Source organism: Sphingomonas sp. P4_G2 (assembly GCF_056401155.1).
On the sequence record NZ_JBFUJY010000005.1, the window covers coordinates 452,449 to 470,621 of the forward strand.

The window sequence follows — 18,173 nt, forward strand, 5'->3', positions numbered from 1 at the left end:
ATAAATCGGGGGATGCCGATCGATGAGCAACGCTTGCCGTCTTCTGGAGATCTGGGGAAGCCCCCGGGATCGCGGCATCCGCTATGGCGAAGGCGCGGTGGCCGAGATCCGGCGGGGAACCTCGCATTATATCAACCAGATGGGAAGCCTTGGCCTGTCCGAGGCTGCGCTTGGCGAGCTGGTCGACGCCTATCTGCCGATCATCGCCGATTTCGATGCCGATCATGTCGAGGAGATGCGCGGCATCGCCCAGGGCGCCGATCTGCCGCTGTCGCACATCGTGCTGATGAATGCGCGGACCGAGCTGCTCAAGCTCGCCAAGGAGCCGGTGCTACGCGCCGGCCTGCTCGCCGAACGCGCGTCGGAAGGGTGCACCACGATCATCGTCCAGCCCGAGCGCACCCGCGACGGCAACCTGATCCACGCGCACAATTGGGACTGGAAATCGTCCTGCGCCGATGCCTGCATCATCCTGCGTATCCGCAACGACGACGGGCCCGACATGCTGACCTTCACCGAGGCGGGGGGGCTGGCGCGGTTCGGGTTCAACAGCATCGGCATCGCGATCACCGGCAATTACCTCGAATGCGAGCGCGACTACCGAAACCTCGGCGTTCCGCTTGCGCTGATCCGACGCAAGGTGCTGCAGCAGGACAATCCCTCGCTGGCGTTCGGCGCGGCCTATGCCACGCCCAAATCGGCGTCGAACAACATCGCGATCAGCCATGCGCCGACCGGCATCGTCCACGACCTCGAATGCGCGCCCGACGAGACTTTCGTGGTAGAACCGCGCGATGGCCTGCTCGTGCACAGCAACCATTGGCTCAGTCCCGTCGCGCTCGCCAAATTGCGCGAGACCGGCATTCCCGATTCGCCGTGCAGTTTCTGGCGGCAGCAGCGCGCCGAGCGGCTGCTCGCGCCGCATCGCAAGATCGGGCTCGATGAGGTGAGGGGGGTGCTGCTCGATAAAGCGGGCGCGCCGCTGTCGATCTGCGTGCCGCCGCGCGCCTCCACCATGACCGGCAATACCGCGACCGTGGCGTCGTTCCTGATGCGCCCTGCGCTGGGCGAGATGCAGGTGGCGATGATGCCGCACGCCGGTGCCGACTATGTCCGCTACACGCTCGCTGCCGACGCGTCGGCCGATGCGGAGCGACCGACCGCCGATGCGTAAGACGATCGCTGGCCTGATCCTGATCGCGGCCGGCGTCGGACTTGGCCTTGCGTTCGTTCATCCCAAGGCGCCGCCACCGCCCGGATCGATGCTGCGGGCGCGACTCAATGCCGATATCGCCTCGTCCGACCCGGGGATGAAGCGTGACGCCAATACCGACGCGGTGCTGCTCCACGTCGTCGAGGGGCTGGTCGCGTTGCGCGAAGATGGTTCGGTCGGCCCGATGCTGGCGAGCGGCTGGACGGTATCGCCCGACGGTCGCACTTATCGCTTCGCGCTCCGCCGCGGGATCCGCTTCCACAACGGCGCGCCGCTGACCTCGGCCGACGTCAAATGGTCGCTCGACCGTTATCTCGCGCCCGACAGCCATTGGCGCTGCAAGTCGGACCTGAGCGCCAAGGGGATCGCGGCGGTCACCGCGATCAACACGCCCGATCCCGACACAGTCGACATAATGCTCGATCGCCCGGCGCCGCTGTTCCTTGCGACGCTGGCCCGGCTCGATTGCGGGGGCACCGGGATCACGCATCGCGCCTCGGTCGGGCCTGACGGCATTTGGCGGTATCCGATCGGGACCGGACCGTTTCGCTGGGGCGAATGGCGGCACAACCAATATGTGGATCTGGTCAAATATGACGGCTATCGGCCGTTGCCGGGCGGGACCGACGGCAATGCCGGTGGCAAGCACGCGCTGGTCGAGCGGGTACGCTTCTCGGTAATCCCCGACGGCTCGGCGGCGAGCGCGGCGCTGCTCCGCGGGAGCCTCGACGTGCTCGACGCGCTGGCGCCCAATGAGCTTGGCACGATCGCGGGCGCGCCGGGGATCAAGCAAGATTCGGCGATGTCGGCGGATTTCTACGGCATCCTGCTCCAGACCGGGGCGCCGATCTTGCGCGACGTCCGGTTGCGGCGGGCGCTGTCGCTTAGCCTCGACGTGGCGGCGCTGACTCGGGTCGTGACCCACGGCACCGGCGTTCCCGACAGTTCGCCGGTCCCGGCCGCCAACGCCTTTTACGGCGCGGCCGAGCGCGTGCTGGTCAAGCGCGATCTCGCCACCGCGCATGCGCTGGTCAAGGCATCGGGGTATCGCGGCGAGCCGATCGAGCTGATGACCAGCCACAGCCCGCCCGAAATGTACGATGCCGCGATCCTGGTCCAGGCGATGGCGCGCGATGCCGGGATCAATATCCAGATCGTCAGCCTCGACTGGGCGACCCAGTTCGCGCGCTATTCGAGCGGCGATTATCAGGCGACGATGTTCGGTTTCTCGGCGCGGATGGATGCGTCGCAGATGTTCGGCGTGCTGATCGGCGACCGCGCCACCGATCCGCGCAAGGTGTGGAATTCGCCGCAAGCGATCGACTTGCTCCGCCAGTCGGTGGTGACCGGCGACCGCGCCGAGCGGCAGAAGATCTTCGACCGGCTCGAGGCGCAATTCCGCAGCGAGGTGCCGGCGATCGTGCTCTACAATACGCGTCGCGTAACCGCGTTGCGAACGCCGGTCACCGGCTATCGCGCCTGGTCGGCGCAGACGCAGCGGCTGTGGAACGTCGGGTTGGCCAATAGCGGATCGGAGGCTACGCGATGATCTCGTACATCATCCGCCGGCTCCTCCTGGCAATCCCGACGCTGATCATCGTTGCGTTGATGGTGTTCTTCCTCGTCCGGCTGATCCCCGGCGATCCCGCTCAGATCATGCTTGGCGAAGGCGCCGATCCGTCCGCCGTCGCCGCGCTGCATATCGAGCTCGGGCTCGACAAGCCGGTCTACGTCCAGTTCGCGGCCTGGCTGGGGCACGTGTTCAGCGGCGATCTCGGCACCTCGATCACTACCGGCGAGCCGGTCTCGACCTTGCTGATCACGCGGGCCGAGACGACCGGCGTAGTGGTGCTGATCTCGGTCGGGCTAGCGACCTTGATCGCGATCGCGGCGGGCACGATCGCGGCGTGGCGGCGCGGCAGCACGCTCGATCTCGCGGTGATGAGCGGGGCGAGCCTGATCCTCGCGGTGCCCAGTTTCTGGCTCGGGCTGCTGCTGCTGTTGGTGTTTGGCGTGTGGCTGCATTGGCTGCCCGTGGTCGGCTATGTCCCGTTCTCGGAGGATCCGTGGGGGGCAATGCTGTTCCTGATCCTGCCGATCGTGACGCTGACCATTTCCGAAAGCGGCGTGCTGATCCGCATGATGCGGTCGAGCGCGATCGACGTGCTGCGGCTCGATTATGTCACGCATGCCCGCGCCAAGGGTCTGGCCGAGCGCACCGTATTGTCGCGCCACGTCTTTCCCAATGCCTTCGCGCCGACCCTGACGCTGGTTGGGCTGACGCTCGGCCGACTGTTCGGCGGGATCGCGGTGATCGAGACGGTGTTCACCTTGCCTGGCCTCGGCCGGCTGATGGTGACCGGCGTGCTCAGCCGAGACTATCCGGTGGTGCAGGGCTGCCTGTTGTTCACCGCGGTGATCTATGTCGTCGTCAACCTGATCGTCGACCTGCTCTACCCATTGTTCGATCCGCGAGTGACGGTCGAATGAAGCGCTCGATCCACTCGCTCCTCGGGTTCGGGCTGGTCGGCGCCTTGCTCGTCGTGGTGCTGCTCGGGTTCGTCTGGCTGCCCTACGATCCGCTGGCGATCGATCTCGACCATACGCTCGCGGCGCCGTCGCTGGCGCATTGGCTCGGCACCGACGAATTCGGCCGCGATGTCGCCTCTCGCGCCATGCTGGGGGCCAGGATCAGCCTGCTGATCGCGATCCAGACCGTTGTCATCTCGATCGCGATCGGGACCGCGCTCGGCCTCGTCGTCGGCTTCCTGCGCGGCTGGACCGAGCGCGTGATCATGACCTTCAGCGACGCGCTGCTCGCTTTCCCCGGCATCCTGCTCGCCTTGGCGCTGGTCGCGGTGATCGGGTCGAGCCGGCACAGCATCGTCATCGCGCTGGCGATCGCCTATCTGCCCGCCACCGTCCGCGTCGTGCGCGGCTCGGTCATCTCGATCCGCGAGCGCGAATATGTCGAGGCGTCGCGCGTCGCCGGGGACAGCGCGCTCTACACGATGTGGCGCATCGTCCTGCCCAACGCTTTGCCGCCGATCCTGGTGCTGGCGACCAGCCTGTTCGGCTGGGTGATATTGTCCGAAAGCGCGTTGAGCTTCCTCGGCGTCGGCGTGCCGCCGCCGCTGCCGACCTGGGGCAATATGCTGTCCTCGGCGCGGCCCTATATGTACGCCGCAAGCTGGCTGAGCATCGCGCCGGGTCTCTGCATCGTCGCGACTCTGCTCGGCATCAACATGCTCGGCGACGCACTGCGCGACCGCCTCGATCCGCGAGACAATTGATGAGCAAGCCGCTTCTCACCATCGAGAATCTCAGGATCGAGGCGGGCGAGCGAGTCCTGCTCGAGGGGCTGAGCTTTTCGGTGGCGGCCGGCGAGCGGCTGGCGATCGTCGGCGAATCCGGCAGCGGCAAGACGCTGGCAACGCGCGCGATCCCCGGGCTGCTGGCGCCTGGGTTGGAGCGCGTGTCGGGGACGATCCGCTTCGAAGGCCGCGAGCTGACGGCGCTCGGCGAACGCGGATTGCGGTCGGTGCGCGGGGCAGGGATCGGGCTGGTGTTCCAGGAGCCGATGACCTCGCTCAATCCTGCATTGCCGATCGGGGTCCAGCTTGCAGAAGGGCTCAAGCTCCATCGCGGGCTCGACGATGCCGAGGTCCGGCGGCGCAGCATCGATATGCTGGCGCGCGTGCAGATCGTCGATCCCGAGGGCTGCCTGACGCGTTATCCGCACGAATTCTCCGGCGGGATGCGGCAGCGGATCATGCTCGCCTCGGTGCTGCTGCTCGAGCCGCGGTTGCTGATCGCCGACGAGCCGACCACCGCGCTCGACACGCTGAGCCAGCGCGAAGTGCTGCAATTGATGGTCGCGCTGACTCGCGAGATGGGCACGGCGCTGCTGCTGATCACGCACGATCTCGGGCTGGTCGCCGAATATACCGAGCGCGTGATCGTGCTCGAAAAGGGCGTGATGGTGGAAGAGGGCCTGACCGCCGTGGTGCTGGCGCGACCCAAACACCCCTATACCGCCAAGCTGGTCGGCTCGTTGCCGCGCAAGGATGGTGACCGCGCAGCGATCGCGCCCAACGCACCGGCGATCCTCCGCATCGAGAATGTGCGGGTCGATTATCCGGGCAAGCCGGGGCTGTTCCGTGCCGGCGCGCCGATCCGGGTGATCGACGACGTCACGCTCGATGTCCGCGCGGGGGAAATCGTTGCGCTGGTCGGCGCCAGCGGGTCGGGCAAGACTACGCTCGGGCGCGCCGCGCTGGGACTGAAACCGCTCGCCGGCGGACGCATCCTGTTCGACGGCCAAGACGTCACAAGGCTCGACCGCGCGAGCGAACGCGCGTTTCGCCGCGACGCGCAATTGGTCTTTCAGGATCCGTTCTCGTCGCTGCCGCCGCATCTGCGCATTGGCGAGATCGTCGGTGCCGCGTTGCGCCATCTGCCGGGACTGAACGCGAACGAGCGGCGCGAACGCGTGCGTGCGACTCTGGACGATGTCGGCCTCGCCGGGTTCGAGGATCGCCGCCCGCACCAGATGTCGGGCGGGCAGCGCCAGCGCGTCGCGATCGCGCGCGCGATCGCGTCCGAACCGCGCCTGGTCGTCGCTGACGAACCGGTCTCCGCGCTCGACGTCACCATCCAGCTCCAGGTGCTGACCTTGCTCCAGCGGATCCAGCGCGACCGCGGCTTCGCTTGCCTGTTCATTACCCACGACCTCGCCGTGGTCGAGCAGATCGCCGATCGCGTCATCGTGCTGGAAAAGGGCCGGATCGTCGAACAGGGGCCGACCGACGCGGTGTTCGCGGCACCGACCCACGATTACACGCGCCGCCTGTTGGCGGCTTCTCCGGCGCTGGCGCTCACGGAAACGTTGGCCGCGCAGCAATAATGTGTATTTTCCAGTTTACAAAATACAATTAAACATTATTGATACTAAAAATACACGAATCTGACACGGAGAGGTCGGGGTTGCGGTGGGTGCTTCGGCGCCCGGCTAGGGGAGTGAGACGAACATGAAGCTTTCGCGTGTTTTGCTGTTGGGCACATCGGTGCTGGTTTCCGGCGCGATGCCGGGATTGGCTTACGCCCAGGCGGCCGACGCGCCGCCGCAAGCGGCCACCGCCGGCCAGGCGGCCAGTGCCGACAAGGACAGCCCGCCCACCGAGGACATCATCGTCACCGGCGAACGCAACAACCAGTTCGGCACCGATACCGCGCAATCGGGCAGCTTCCGCAACGCCAAGATCCTCGACATCCCGATGACCGTATCGGTCATCCCCGACGCGCTGCTGAAGTCGCAGCAGGCCGTCGACCTGATCGACGCGGTGCGCAACACCGCCGGCGTCTCGTCGTCGGGCGTCGGTCCCGCCTCGTACAACAACATCACGATCCGCGGCATTACCGTCGACACGCGATCGAGCTACAAGCTCGATGGGACGCTCAACATCCTGTCGTCGACCGCTTTCCCGCTCGAGGACAAGGATCGCGTCGAGATCCTGAAGGGCGCCTCGGCGATCTATTACGGCTTCTCGCCACCATCGGGCATCGTCAATTTCGTGATGAAGCGGGCGACGCCGGACTTGTATGTAGGCCTGCGCGCGTTCGGCGACAGCAATGGCGGCTATGGCGGCCATCTCGACCTCGGCGACACGGTCGGCATTTTCGGCTTCCGGATCAACGCGGTCGCCGCGCGCCAGGACACCGGCATCACGTTTGCGAAGGGCGACCGCTACCTGGCGTCGGGCACGTTCGACCTTAAGCCGACGTCGAAGTTGACGCTGTCGGCCGATGTCGAATGGTTCAAGCGCGGCATCGTCGAGCCGGCGACGTTCATCATCCCGAACGGCGCGACCAAACTGCCGCCGCTCGCCTATCTCGATCCGAGCAAGAATATCGGCGGGCTCGCCTGGGACACCAACCGGACCGAAGAACTCAACCTGCTGTTCAAGGGCGTGTGGAAGGTCGCCAAGGATTGGGACGTTACCGCTTATTGGGGGCGCTCGCATTTGACCCGCCTGCGCTACAATCCCGGGTTCGTGCCCGGCAACGTGACGTTGCTGCAGACCCCAGCGCAGATCGCGACCTACAATGCCTCGGTTACGCCCGGCAGTCCTACCTTCGGGGCGGGGGCCGTCCGGTTCGGCACCAATATCCAGAACGCGGGTTACGAAAATATCAGCTACGCGGTCGAACTGCATGGCAAGATCACGACCGGGGACATCACCAACAGTATCCTGCTCGGCGCGTCGCGGTCGCTGCGCAGCCTGGGTGGATCGCCGGCGACGCCGCGTACGGTGATCACAGGGGACAATTTCCTCAACCCGATCATCGTTCCCAACCCCTATGCGCTGGTCGCCAAGCCGCCGATCCCGTCGACGATCGACGACAAGGGCCTCTACGCGTTCGACGATCTCAGCTTCAAGAACATCATCCACCTGACCGGCGGCGTGCGCGTCACCGATTACACCAATGACGGTTCGACCAATCTCAACACCAAGCAGCCCTATAACGTGAAGCCGACTGCCTGGTCGGGCGGCGTGATCGTCAAGCCGATGGAATGGGCGAGCCTCTACGGCACCTATATCCAGGGCCTGGAAGAGAATGCGATCGCATCGAACAACGTGGACAATGCGCAATCGGTCTTCCCGCCGATTTCGAGCACGCTTTACGAGGCCGGGCTCAAGCTCCAGCCGCGCAAGAACCTGCTGATCCAGCTCGCATATTTCGATATCCGGCGCGAGGGCGCGTATAACGAACGCATCGACCCTGCCACCAATCTGCTGCACGGTTTCGGCGACGCGACCCAGACCTATCGCGGGTTCGAGGGCAGCGTCAGCGGCTATGTGATCCCGGATCTGGCGATCAACGCCACCCTGATGCTGCTCAAGGCCCGGACCTTCCAGGCCGCCAATGCGAATTCGCTGCACACCGTTCCGGGCGGGACGCCGGATGTCAGCTGGTCGCTGTCGGGCGAATATACCGTGTCGTGGCTGACGCCGAGCCTGAAGGTGTCGGCCGGCGCGTTCCACACCGGCAAGCAGGCGGTGGACGATACCAACAAGGCCTTCACCGACCCTTATACGACTTTCGATATCGGTGCGTCGTACGAGTTCAATCTTGGCGGCCACAAACTGGTCGCGCGGGTCAACGGCCAGAACATCACCAACAAGCGCTATTGGGCGGCGGTTGGTGCCGGCGCGCTGGCGGAATCGCTGCCGAGCACGGTCAAATTCTCGCTCGCCTTCAATTACTGAGAGCAGCGATAGCGAAGCACGAGACCGGGAGCGCCAAACGCTCCCGGTTTTTTTGTGCCGATCGGGGATGCAGCCAATGAACTGGAAACGCAAATGGATCGCCGCGTTGGCCATGCTGTCACAGGTCTGTGCGCCGGCCATGGCCGGTCGCTACGCGATCCGCGACGTCACGCTGATCGACGGCACGGGGCGGCCCGCTGTCCGGCATCGTACGATCCTGATCGACAAGGACCGCATCGTCGCATTGGGCGGAGCGCGGCTGCCGATCGGCAGGGCGAAAGTGATCGACGGCCGCGGCAAATATCTGATCCCCGGGATGATCGATACGCATATCCACCTCCGCGACACCGGTTCGGACGGCAAGAAGCACAGCATGGATGTCGCCGCCGCACAGGCCTCGCTTGCGGGGTTTCTGGCGCTCGGATTCACCACCGTCGCCGATCTCGGCAATTTGCCGGGCACGGTTCAGATCCTGCGCGGCGCGGATCCGCGGGTATCGGCGCGGCTGCTGATCGCCGGCCGCGTGTTCACCTCGCCCGGCGGACGCAACGAGGATATCGGCATCGCGCTCACGTCGGCAGATCCGGCGGTGCTCGCGCGTCATCGCGACGAGGAACATCCCGACCTGATCAAGATGGTCGAGGACAGCGGCGGGTTCGGCGGGCAATCCTCCGCCACCGCGCTGTCGACCGAGCTGATGCGCGCGATCGTTCAGGAATCGCATCGCCATGGGTTGCGCGTCGTGGTGCACGTCGCCCGCGAAGCGGATGCGCGCAACGCCATCGCGGCGGGCGCGGATGGCCTGGCGCATCCGATCTGGGCGGAGGCCGAGTCCGAGGATTTCGTTCAGCTGATGGCGCGGCGTCGCATTCCGTTCGCGACGACCCTGGCGATCGCCGATCAATATGGCCGGTTGATGCGGCACCCCGAATACCTCGATCGCCCGGACTATTCGCTCGTGCTCAGCGAAGCCGAACGCAGTCGGATGCGCACCGAGCAGCGCGCCCAATTCCTGCGCCAGCCGACGGCAGCCTGGCGCGAACAGACCCTGCCCACCGAGATGCACAACGTCGTCCGCATCGTCCGCGCCGGCGGTGTCGCCGCGCTCGGCACCGACCTGGTCTCGGGCGCATCGTCGCACCGCGAGATGCAGTTGCTCCGCCAGGCTGGATTGTCTCCGCTCGAGATCATCAGGATCGCCACCTTCAACGCGGCGGTCTTTCTCGGCCGCGATCGCGACCTTGGCAGCATCGCGCCGGGCAAGATCGCCGATCTCGTCCTGCTCAACCGCGATCCGACCGCCGATATCGACGCGACCGAGGATATCGCGATGGTGATGCACGATGGCTTCGTCGTCGATCGCGCGGCGTTGCCGGTTGCGGGGAAGAAAGGGCTTCAGGCAAGGAGGTGATTGGTTGGACTGCGCGTCCTATCCAGCACGCTTGGCGAACGCCGGTTCGACTGGCATTCTGAGAGGATGGACGCCCTTTTTCGTTTTCCGACCGCCCGTCGGCGCGATCCGGTTGTCGAACGATGGTTTGCCGATGCTGACGCGCTTCGCGGCTTAGTGGAACCCTGGTTCGAGCGGTTGCGCGCTTGCGGTTCGGACGTGCGCGAGTTGATCCACGACGGCCGCCCGACCGCCTGCGCCGGCGATGCGGCTTTCGCTTACGTCGATGCGCACGCGGAACACGCCAATATCGGCTTCTTTTTCGGCGCCTTCCTCGACGACCCAGCCGGCCTGCTGGAAGGCGCCGGCAAGCGGATGCGTCATGTCAAGCTGCGGATCGAACGCATGCCGGACGAGGGCAGGCTCGGGGATCTCATCACGGCGGCCTATCGGGATATTCGCCGGCGCCTCGACGACGCTCGGCCCTGAACGAAGGAGGAGGATATGTATGTTTGTGGCCTCGTCATCCCGGTGCCCGAGGACCAGATAGACGCTTATCGCCGCTGGGCGGCGAGTAGCGCAACATTCTTCGGCGAATATGGATGCCTCGAGATCGTCGAATGCTGGGAGGATTTCATCCCCAGCGGCGAGCACACCGATTTCCGCAAAGCGGTCGCCGCCAGGGAAGGAGAGAAGATCGTTTTCACGTGGCAGATCTGGACCGACAAGGCGACTTTCGAGGCCGCCGAAGAGAGAATGCACCACGACCCGCGAATGGATTCGGCCGGCGACCCTCCTTTCGATGCCAGCCGCCTCATTCTCGGCTGCTTCCAGCCCATCGCGCAGATGGGACGGGACTGAGTTACGCGCCCTTCCGAAGCGCATTGGGGAGCATGGCCTTGGCGCAAGTCGTGATGGGCGTGGTGCTTCCTTTTGCATCCTTGCGCGCGAAAGTGTAATCCGGAGCCCTGACTGAGCTGATGAAAGATCGAGAGAAAATGGCGGGAGCGGCTGCGCGCAAGATGGACATGGACAAGGCGCCGCCGCGCGCCAGCCGGCTGCAAGCCGACCTGGCCGCGAGGATCCTCAGGATGCTCAAGGACCAGGGCGCGGGCCCGGGTCACCACCTCGTCGAACTCGATCTCTGCCGTCACTTCGATGTGTCGCGCACCCCGGTGCGCGGCGCGCTCAAGCTGCTCGCCGAGCAGGGCGCGGTCGAGGCGCGCGCCAATCGCGGTTACGTCCTTCGCGGCCCGGTGACCGAGGCGCCCGATCTCGATGTCACCAACCCGGAGGATGAAGAGGACCAGCGCCTGTTCATCGCGATCGCCGAGGCGCGCAACCAGGGCCGCATGCCCGATCAGTGCAGCCAGCTCGAGGTCGCGCGGCTGTTCGACGCCAAATTGCCGACCGTGGTGCGCGTGCTGCGCCAGCTCGCCGAACTCGGGCTGGTCGAGCGCAAGCCCGGCAATGGCTGGTCGTTCACCCTGCCGATCAATTCGGGGCGCGCACGCGCGGAGAGCTATGCCTATCGCGCGGTGATCGAGCCCGCCGGACTGCTCGAATCCACGTTCGAACTCGACCGCGAATGGCTCGATCGCATCCGCGCCGAGCATCTCGCTTTCCGCAAGCGCAAATGGCGCGACACGCTGTCGGTCGAATTGTTCGCGATCAACGCCGATTTCCACGAAGGCATCGCGCGTTGTTCGGGCAATCGCTATTTTCTCGACGCGGTGCAGCGGCAGAACAAGTTGCGCTCGTTCATGAACATCCAGTGGATCAACGGGGCCCAGCGCGTGATCGACTCGATCGACGAACATCTCGAGATCATGGACGCAATGGAAGCCGGCGATAACCAGAAGGCGCACGATCTGATGAAGGCGCATCTGGTGCTGGCGCGCGACGTCGAGGCGACGGTCTGAGTTAATTCGAGATTTAACGGGCGGGATCTCAGGCAGCTATCTACTAAGCATTTGCCTAAACCCCATCGTCACCCCGGCCTTGTGCCGTGTTCAAGCTTTGGCCTGCCCCCGGCAGGCCAAAATCGTGTCCGGGGGACACGATTTCGCTTTGAACACCACTCCTCCCCAAGCGAGCTGGGGTGTTGTGGCGCGGTGGATGCCGGGACAAGCCCGGCATGACGAAGAGGTGCCCGCCACCTGATCGGCGTACATAAAGATGTTGTATTTTTAAATCCAATAGGACAAAGTTGCCGCTCGATCGGGAGCGACGGCGACGATGCGATTGGATGATTCCACAGCTGGGCCGGTTCATGGTGGGGGAGACGCGACGATACCGGTGATCGGTGCGGCGGAAACGCGCGATGCGCTGCCGTTCGACGCGCTGATCCCGGCATTGAAGACCGCCTTTACCGCCGGCGCAACGGTGCCCGAGCGGCACCACCACCATATTCCTCATCCCGATGGCGATGGCGTCCTGTTGTTGATGCCGGCCTGGAGCGGCGGCCTGCTCGGGACCAAGGTCGCGACCATTCATCCCGCCAACACTGCGCGCGGATTGCCGAGCGTCCACAGCACCTACCTGCTTGCCAATGCCGCGACGGGCACGCCGCTCGCCTTGCTCGACGGCAACGAGATCACGACACGCCGGACGATCGCGGTGTCGGCACTCGCCGCTTCCTACCTCGCGCGCGAAGACGCGGCCGACTTGCTGATCGTCGGGGCAGGGCGGATCGCGGCGCTCGCCGCCGAGGCATTCGCTGTGGTCCGTCCGATCCGATCGGTGTCGGTGTGGAACCGCGATATGGCCAAAGCCGAACGGCTCGTGGTCGAATTGCGCGCAGCCGGTTTCGCAGCGAAGGCAGCGGCATCGCTCGAAGAGGCGGCGCGGCGGGCCGACATCATCACATGCGCCACGCCCTCGACCGCGCCGATCATCCATGGCGACTGGCTACGGCCGGGCGCGCATCTCGACCTGATCGGGAGCTTCACGCCGGTGATGCGCGAAGCCGACGACGCCTGCTTCGCGCGCGGGCAGATTTATGTCGATACGCGCGACGCGCTGGTTGAGGCCGGCGACCTGACCGGCCCGATCGCGGCGGGAGTCATCACGGCGGAAGATATACGCGGCACGCTCGCAGACCTGTGCGCCGGCCGCGTCGTGGGCCGGACCTCGGACGACGACATCACCGTCTTCAAATCGGTCGGCACCGCGCTCGCCGATCTCGCCGCCGCGGCCATGGTCCAGGCGCGGCGTGGCGCATCGGGAGCTTCCGATCTTGGCTGAAGCGCGAATCCTTCATGTCGTCGACCTGCACACCGCGGCCGAGCCCGTGCGGATCGTCGAGCGCGGCTATCCGGAGCTTCGCGGTGCGACGATCCTGGAGAAGCGCCGCGACGCGCTCGAGCGGTTCGACGATTTGAGGCGGATGCTGATGCTCGAGCCGCGCGGCCATGCCGGCATGTATGGCGTCATCCCGACCGCGCCGTGCCATCCCGATGCCGACCTCGCCGTGTTGTTCACGCACCAGGAAGGGTACAGCACGATGTGCGGTCACGCGACGATCGCGATCGGCCGCTGGGCGGTCGATACCGGGCGCGTGGCAATGGTCGATGGGCGCGCCAGTTTCGGGCTCGAGGCGCCGTGCGGCGTGGTTCGGGTCGAGGTCGAGGCGGCGGCCGATGGCGGTGCGCCGCTCGTCGCGTTCGAAAGTGTCGACTCCTTTGCCAGCCATCTCGACCAATCGGTCGACGTGCCGGGGTTCGGACCGGTCGGCTTCGATATCGCGTTCGGCGGCGCCTATTACGCGATTCTCCCCGCGTCGCGCATCGGCCTGTCGCTGATGGATACGCCGCTTGCCGATTTAGTCGCGGCGGGCGTGGCGATCACCGATGCGGTGCGCGCGGCGATCCCGATCGAGCATCCGACCGAGCGTGATCTGTCCTTCCTCTACGGCACGATCCTGACCGACGACGTGGCGCTCGGCGATCATAAAGGGCAGCCGAGCTACAATCTCTGCCTCTTCGCCGAGGGCCAGATCGACCGCTCGCCGACCGGTAGTGGCGTGACCGCGCGGATCGCGCTGGCCGGTGCGCGGGGCGAGATGACGGTCGGCCAGCAATGCGAGATCCGCGGCGTGTCGGGCGAAGGCTTTGTCGGCTCGCTCGCGTGGCACGAACAGCGCGATGGCGGTGCCGTCTCGCGCGTCCGCGTCGCCGGACGATCCTATTACGCTGCTCGCGCGGCGTTCATCGCCGAACCCGGCGACCGCTTCGCCCATGGCTTCGAGCTGCCCGCGCGGTTCGGCGATCTTCCACGATAAAAATCAGATCCGGAGAGCGAAATGAAGAGATGGATCGCCGTATTGCTCGCTACATTGGGGGCGATGACCTGCGCGACGGCCGCCGAGGCCAAGGACCATGGCAAGCACGCCAAGCACTCTAGGGCGCAGGTGCTGCCCGCGGCGATGTTCCCGCCAACGGAGTGCGAAGCCTATGTCGCCTATGACCGCGACATGAAGCTGCCCGGCTATATCCTGCCGACCAAGGCGGGGCCCAGGACCTGCATTCCCTTCACCTCGGTCGCGGCGCACAAACCCAAGGCCTATCGCGGTGATTTCTACGTCACCAACTTCACCGACGAGAAGCTCCGCGAACGCTGGAAGACGTGCAAGGACGACAAGGAATGCCACAAGCGCGTCTATGACCAGGTGCTCAAGCGCCATCCCCCGAACAAGGAATATGCGCTCAAGGATGCGCACGGCCGCTATCTGCTCGGCAAGATCGACGAGAAGGGCGGGGACACCGACCTGAGCCAGATCCGCCGGCCCGCTTTCTTCGCGCGCGCGCCGTATAACGAGCTGATCGCGGCGGCCGATCCCGACACGTCTATCGTCGAATTCACCGCGCCGGTCGAAGCGTATGAACGCATCCACATGAAGATGACCGGCGATATCAGGATTCGCGGCTGGTATATCCGCGGCGCCGGGATCGATGACGGCAAGGGCGGTCGCAAGCGCGCGCTGATCATCATGAACGGCGGCGGCGGCGACCGCGTCACCGCGCTCGATGACCCCAAGGACGTCGCCTATGTCGTCGATCCCAAGACCGGGGTGACCAGTCCCGACGACGACTGGCCCAAGGGCGGCACCGGCGTGCAGGGCGAGCGCTTCTGGCGCCAGGCCTGGTTTCGCCTGCACCAAGCCGGGTTCGACGTGCTGGCGATGGACCGCCGCGGCGTCGGCATTTCGGGCGGCTATAGCGACACCAACACGCTGCAGCAGGGGCATGATCTGCTCGACATCGTCGCCGCGCTGAGAAGCGGGCAGGGGATGCGCGCGCTTGGCCCCGACGGCAAGCTGACCCAGGGCGCGGATGCCGCCGCGGCGGCCTATGGCGGCGATCCGAGCCAGGGGCTGGGCGTGTTCTTCATGGGCAGCTCGCGCGGCACGATGGCCAGCGGCTGGGCGATGACGATCAATTTCGACAAGGATTGCAGCTACGATCTGCCCAAGATCGCCTGCACCGGACCGCGTCGCGATCCGCATATCAAGGGCGCGATCCTGGTCGCCGATTTCTCAAGCGGCGTCGGCTATCTCGAATCCGAAACCAGTCCCAAGGACGACGGCCGCGGGCCGGGGCGCGATCGCGGATTGTTCATCGGTGGGATCGAGGAAGAGAATAACATCGTGTTCTTCCCCAGTTCCGCGATCCTGGCAGGCATGAGCAGATGGCCGAGCGCCTTCTTCGCGCGCGGGCTGTGGTGCTACGCCGACGGGCTCGAAGGCGAGATCGCGTCGTATGAGCGGATCAAGGGGCTGAAGGACCTGGTCGTGGTGCGCGGCCCGCATGCATGGGAAACCTGGCCGACGGAGGAGAAGCTGCGCGTGCAGGACCGCGTGATCGCCTATGCGCGTGCCGTGGTGCTGGGGTCGACGTCGATCCCGGGGCGGCGGACATGGCGGAACATGAAGGAGCTGGTCGCGACGAGCAGCGATGTGTGGGAGCCGTCGACCAAGCCGACTTTGGTGCCGTAGGGCGAGGCGGGTAAGCATGTCTTGGCTGTACATTATGCGGGCGTCACATGCGTTGTGGTCGGCCCTTTCCTCATGGACATTCCGATGACACGAGGCCGCGTCGAGGAAGAGGGTAAGAGCGCCTGGGCGCTATGATATCGGAATCGTGCGCGCCCTCCTCTCTGGATGGATGCGTGGCATCGTCGGAATCCGCACAAAAGCCTTGCGCCGGCTAGGTAAATGTCAGACAAATGACTAATTAAAAACGCCGTGTTGTCGAGTTCAGGGTTGCAGGCCTGGCCGTGCCCCGCTCGACCTCCCAGGAAACGCCGATGATCAGGATCGCCGCCATTTCGGCCATCGCTTTCACCTGCGCCGTGCCCCAGGGCGCAATTGCCGGTGACGCCAGCTTTGCCTATTTCCGTTATGTTGGCCGTAGCCAGGAAAGAATTACTCTAGGGCGCCGGCAATACCGCAACCCGATCATGTCGGGCTACGCGCCAGATCCGAGCATCGTCCGCGTGGGGCCGGACTATTATCTGGTCAATTCCAGCTTCGCCAACTTCCCCGGATTGCCGATCTATCACTCCCGCGATCTGGTGACATGGCGGCAAATCGGCAACGCCATCAGCCGGGTCGGCCAGTCTGACTTCGCGGGCCAAAGGGTTTCGGGCGGCATCATGGCGCCGGACATTTCCTATCGCGACGGCACCTTCTACATCGTCTGCACGAATAACCGGAATTTCGTGATTACGGCAAAGTCCCCGCAGGGGCCATGGTCGGATCCCGTCTGGTTCGATTTTGCCGGCATCGACCCGTCATTGTTCTGGGATGATGACGGAAAGGCCTATGTCGTAAACAACGGTCCCCCCGAAGGTCCGGCCAGATTTCCCGGGCACCGTGTCCTGTGGCTCCAGGCGTTCGACCCGGTTACCAAAGCCATGGTCGGGCCGCGCATCCCCTTGGTTGGAGGCGGTGACAATCCGCCGCATCTGTTCTGGCCCGAGGGTCCGCACATTTTCAAGAAGGATCGATGGTATTACCTGATTGCCGCCGAGGGCGGCACCGGACCGGACGAGCATCATTCCGAAATCGTCTTCCGCAGCCGCAAGATCGACGGGCCCTACGAGGCTTTCAAAGGCAATCCGATCCTCACCCAGGCCGATCTGCCGGCGATGCGGCCGCACCCGGTCGAAGCCGCCGGTCATGCAAAGTTCGTTACGACGCCGTCAGGAGACTGGTGGGCGGTCTTTCTGGCGGCCCGCGCCTACGCTCCAGGCTACTACAATATCGGACGGGAAACGTACCTGTTGCCCGTCAACTGGTCGGCCGACGGATGGCCGACCATATTGGAACACGGGACAGCGATCCCCTTCGCCGTGGACAAGCCTGCGTCCGCAGGGGCGACTGAACCCGGTGCGCCTCAAAGCGGTGACTTCTCCTATATCGACAACTTCGATGAGAAGCGCCTGGGTCTGGGCTGGATGGGCGTCCGGATGCCGGCCAAGACCTTCTTCCATCTCGGCCATGGCCGTCTGGTCATGGCGCCGGGACATCCGGTCGGAGACATCTCCGCAACGCCGGCCTTCATTGCCCGCAAGCAAGCCCACGCCACGGCAGAGGTATCGACCGCGCTGGACTATGAGCCCGGCCGCGATGGCGATCGCGCAGGCCTTGTCGCGCTCCAGAGCGATGACGCCTATCTTTTTCTCGGCGTGATCAAGGTTCAGGGCAGGCGGCGGATCGCCGTCATGCGCCGTGAAACGGCAGGCGATCCGCAGGCGGGAAGGTTGGTTTCGTCGGCCGTCCTGCCGCGCCGCGCGCGTACGGTCCGCCTCAGGCTGAAAATCGACGGTGGAGCGCTTAGCGCGTCGTACGCCTGGGGCAAACAGGGATGGAAGCTCCTGCCGACTGGCGGAGACGCGACTTTCCTCAGTACCAAAAAGGCCGGAGGCTTTGTTGGAACGATTATCGGATTAGCGAACGAAACCAATCCGCCGAACAGCCCCGCCCCCGCTGCATCGCCAAAACCTTAGAATTACGGCGACGGGTGCGACAATACCGAATTATCGTTTAGGGATTTATGCTCCCGTTGTCTAATTGATATTGGCATGATGTGATCTTTCTCAAGTAAGCGTGACCGTCATCTATGGTTGTCTTCGAGGTCATCGACTGGCTGAGGAGCCGTGATTGTCGATGCCGTCATGGTTGCGGTCAGGCGGTAACTATCGAGCGCCTCCAGGTCACCGACGAGCTTGATGCTCTACACGTGCAACGAGGTCGCCCGTCTGGATATCCGGTCAGTCCGAGCCTTCAGGCCCATTG

14 protein-coding genes are annotated in these 18,173 nt (G+C 65.0%); all 14 read left to right on the forward strand.

Annotation, left to right across the window (positions count from 1 at the left end):
- The first annotated feature begins 22 nt into the window (after positions 1-22).
- The 14 genes from AC1DRD_RS16695 to AC1DRD_RS16760 all read left to right on the forward strand — a co-directional run bounded on the left by AC1DRD_RS16695 (position 23) and on the right by AC1DRD_RS16760 (position 17,884).
- Entirely contained in the window at positions 23-1,174 is a 1,152-nt protein-coding gene (locus AC1DRD_RS16695) for a C45 family autoproteolytic acyltransferase/hydolase (RefSeq protein ID WP_478042208.1), read from the forward strand.
- A complete protein-coding gene (locus tag AC1DRD_RS16700; RefSeq protein ID WP_478042209.1) occupies positions 1,167-2,762 on the forward strand; it encodes an ABC transporter substrate-binding protein in 1,596 nt (531 codons plus the stop codon). The genes AC1DRD_RS16695 and AC1DRD_RS16700 overlap by 8 nt, the downstream gene beginning before the upstream one ends.
- Complete coding sequence (locus AC1DRD_RS16705) at positions 2,759-3,703, forward strand: ABC transporter permease (RefSeq protein ID WP_478042210.1); 945 nt, start codon at positions 2,759-2,761, stop codon at positions 3,701-3,703. Before AC1DRD_RS16700 ends, AC1DRD_RS16705 begins: the two co-directional genes overlap by 4 nt.
- Positions 3,700-4,506 (forward strand): ABC transporter permease, encoded by an 807-nt coding sequence (locus AC1DRD_RS16710; RefSeq protein ID WP_478042211.1) that lies wholly within the window; start codon positions 3,700-3,702, stop codon positions 4,504-4,506. Before AC1DRD_RS16705 ends, AC1DRD_RS16710 begins: the two co-directional genes overlap by 4 nt.
- A complete protein-coding gene (locus AC1DRD_RS16715) occupies positions 4,506-6,119 on the forward strand; it encodes a dipeptide ABC transporter ATP-binding protein (protein WP_478042212.1) in 1,614 nt (537 codons plus the stop codon). Before AC1DRD_RS16710 ends, AC1DRD_RS16715 begins: the two co-directional genes overlap by 1 nt.
- A 124-nt stretch (positions 6,120-6,243) precedes the next feature.
- The gene (locus AC1DRD_RS16720) at positions 6,244-8,484 is read left to right on the forward strand and encodes a TonB-dependent siderophore receptor (protein ID WP_478042213.1); all 2,241 of its coding nucleotides are present in this window, start codon (positions 6,244-6,246) and stop codon (positions 8,482-8,484) included.
- 76 nt (positions 8,485-8,560) lie between these two features.
- Entirely contained in the window at positions 8,561-9,895 is a 1,335-nt protein-coding gene (locus tag AC1DRD_RS16725; RefSeq protein WP_478042214.1) for an amidohydrolase family protein, read from the forward strand.
- Positions 9,896-10,363: a DUF1801 domain-containing protein gene (locus AC1DRD_RS16730; RefSeq protein ID WP_478042215.1), complete on the forward strand. Its 468-nt coding sequence runs from the start codon at positions 9,896-9,898 to the stop codon at positions 10,361-10,363.
- A 15-nt stretch (positions 10,364-10,378) separates the two neighbouring features.
- Positions 10,379-10,735 (forward strand): DUF1428 domain-containing protein, encoded by a 357-nt coding sequence (locus AC1DRD_RS16735; protein ID WP_478029001.1) that lies wholly within the window; start codon positions 10,379-10,381, stop codon positions 10,733-10,735.
- Positions 10,736-10,872: 137 nt separating this feature from the next.
- Entirely contained in the window at positions 10,873-11,796 is a 924-nt protein-coding gene (locus AC1DRD_RS16740) for a GntR family transcriptional regulator (protein ID WP_478029002.1), read from the forward strand.
- Between the two features lie 322 nt (positions 11,797-12,118).
- On the forward strand, positions 12,119-13,120 hold the full coding sequence (lhpI, locus tag AC1DRD_RS16745; protein WP_478042216.1) for a bifunctional Delta(1)-pyrroline-2-carboxylate/Delta(1)-piperideine-2-carboxylate reductase: 1,002 nt from the start codon (positions 12,119-12,121) through the stop codon (positions 13,118-13,120).
- On the forward strand, positions 13,113-14,156 hold the full coding sequence (locus AC1DRD_RS16750; RefSeq protein ID WP_478042217.1) for a proline racemase family protein: 1,044 nt from the start codon (positions 13,113-13,115) through the stop codon (positions 14,154-14,156). The genes lhpI and AC1DRD_RS16750 overlap by 8 nt, the downstream gene beginning before the upstream one ends.
- Positions 14,157-14,177: 21 nt before the next feature.
- Positions 14,178-15,869, forward strand: a complete 1,692-nt coding sequence (locus tag AC1DRD_RS16755; RefSeq protein ID WP_478042218.1) for a hypothetical protein — start codon at positions 14,178-14,180, stop codon at positions 15,867-15,869.
- Positions 15,870-16,180: 311 nt separating this feature from the next.
- A complete protein-coding gene (locus AC1DRD_RS16760) occupies positions 16,181-17,884 on the forward strand; it encodes a glycoside hydrolase family 43 protein (RefSeq protein WP_478042219.1) in 1,704 nt (567 codons plus the stop codon).
- Positions 17,885-18,173: the final 289 nt, after the last annotated feature.

Bases quoted from the DNA above. Each gene is read 5' to 3' on its own strand.
- AC1DRD_RS16705 (WP_478042210.1), top strand. From the start codon at position 2,759: ATGATCTCGTACATCATCCGCCGGCTCCTCCTGGCAATCCCGACGCTG.
- AC1DRD_RS16700 (WP_478042209.1), top strand. From the start codon at position 1,167: ATGCGTAAGACGATCGCTGGCCTGATCCTGATCGCGGCCGGCGTCGGA.
- AC1DRD_RS16755 (WP_478042218.1), top strand. From the start codon at position 14,178: ATGAAGAGATGGATCGCCGTATTGCTCGCTACATTGGGGGCGATGACC.
- AC1DRD_RS16695 (WP_478042208.1), top strand. From the start codon at position 23: ATGAGCAACGCTTGCCGTCTTCTGGAGATCTGGGGAAGCCCCCGGGAT.
- AC1DRD_RS16725 (WP_478042214.1), top strand. From the start codon at position 8,561: ATGAACTGGAAACGCAAATGGATCGCCGCGTTGGCCATGCTGTCACAG.
- AC1DRD_RS16735 (WP_478029001.1), top strand. From the start codon at position 10,379: ATGTATGTTTGTGGCCTCGTCATCCCGGTGCCCGAGGACCAGATAGAC.
- AC1DRD_RS16715 (WP_478042212.1), top strand. From the start codon at position 4,506: ATGAGCAAGCCGCTTCTCACCATCGAGAATCTCAGGATCGAGGCGGGC.
- AC1DRD_RS16720 (WP_478042213.1), top strand. From the start codon at position 6,244: ATGAAGCTTTCGCGTGTTTTGCTGTTGGGCACATCGGTGCTGGTTTCC.
- AC1DRD_RS16760 (WP_478042219.1), top strand. From the start codon at position 16,181: ATGATCAGGATCGCCGCCATTTCGGCCATCGCTTTCACCTGCGCCGTG.
- AC1DRD_RS16710 (WP_478042211.1), top strand. From the start codon at position 3,700: ATGAAGCGCTCGATCCACTCGCTCCTCGGGTTCGGGCTGGTCGGCGCC.
- AC1DRD_RS16740 (WP_478029002.1), top strand. From the start codon at position 10,873: ATGGCGGGAGCGGCTGCGCGCAAGATGGACATGGACAAGGCGCCGCCG.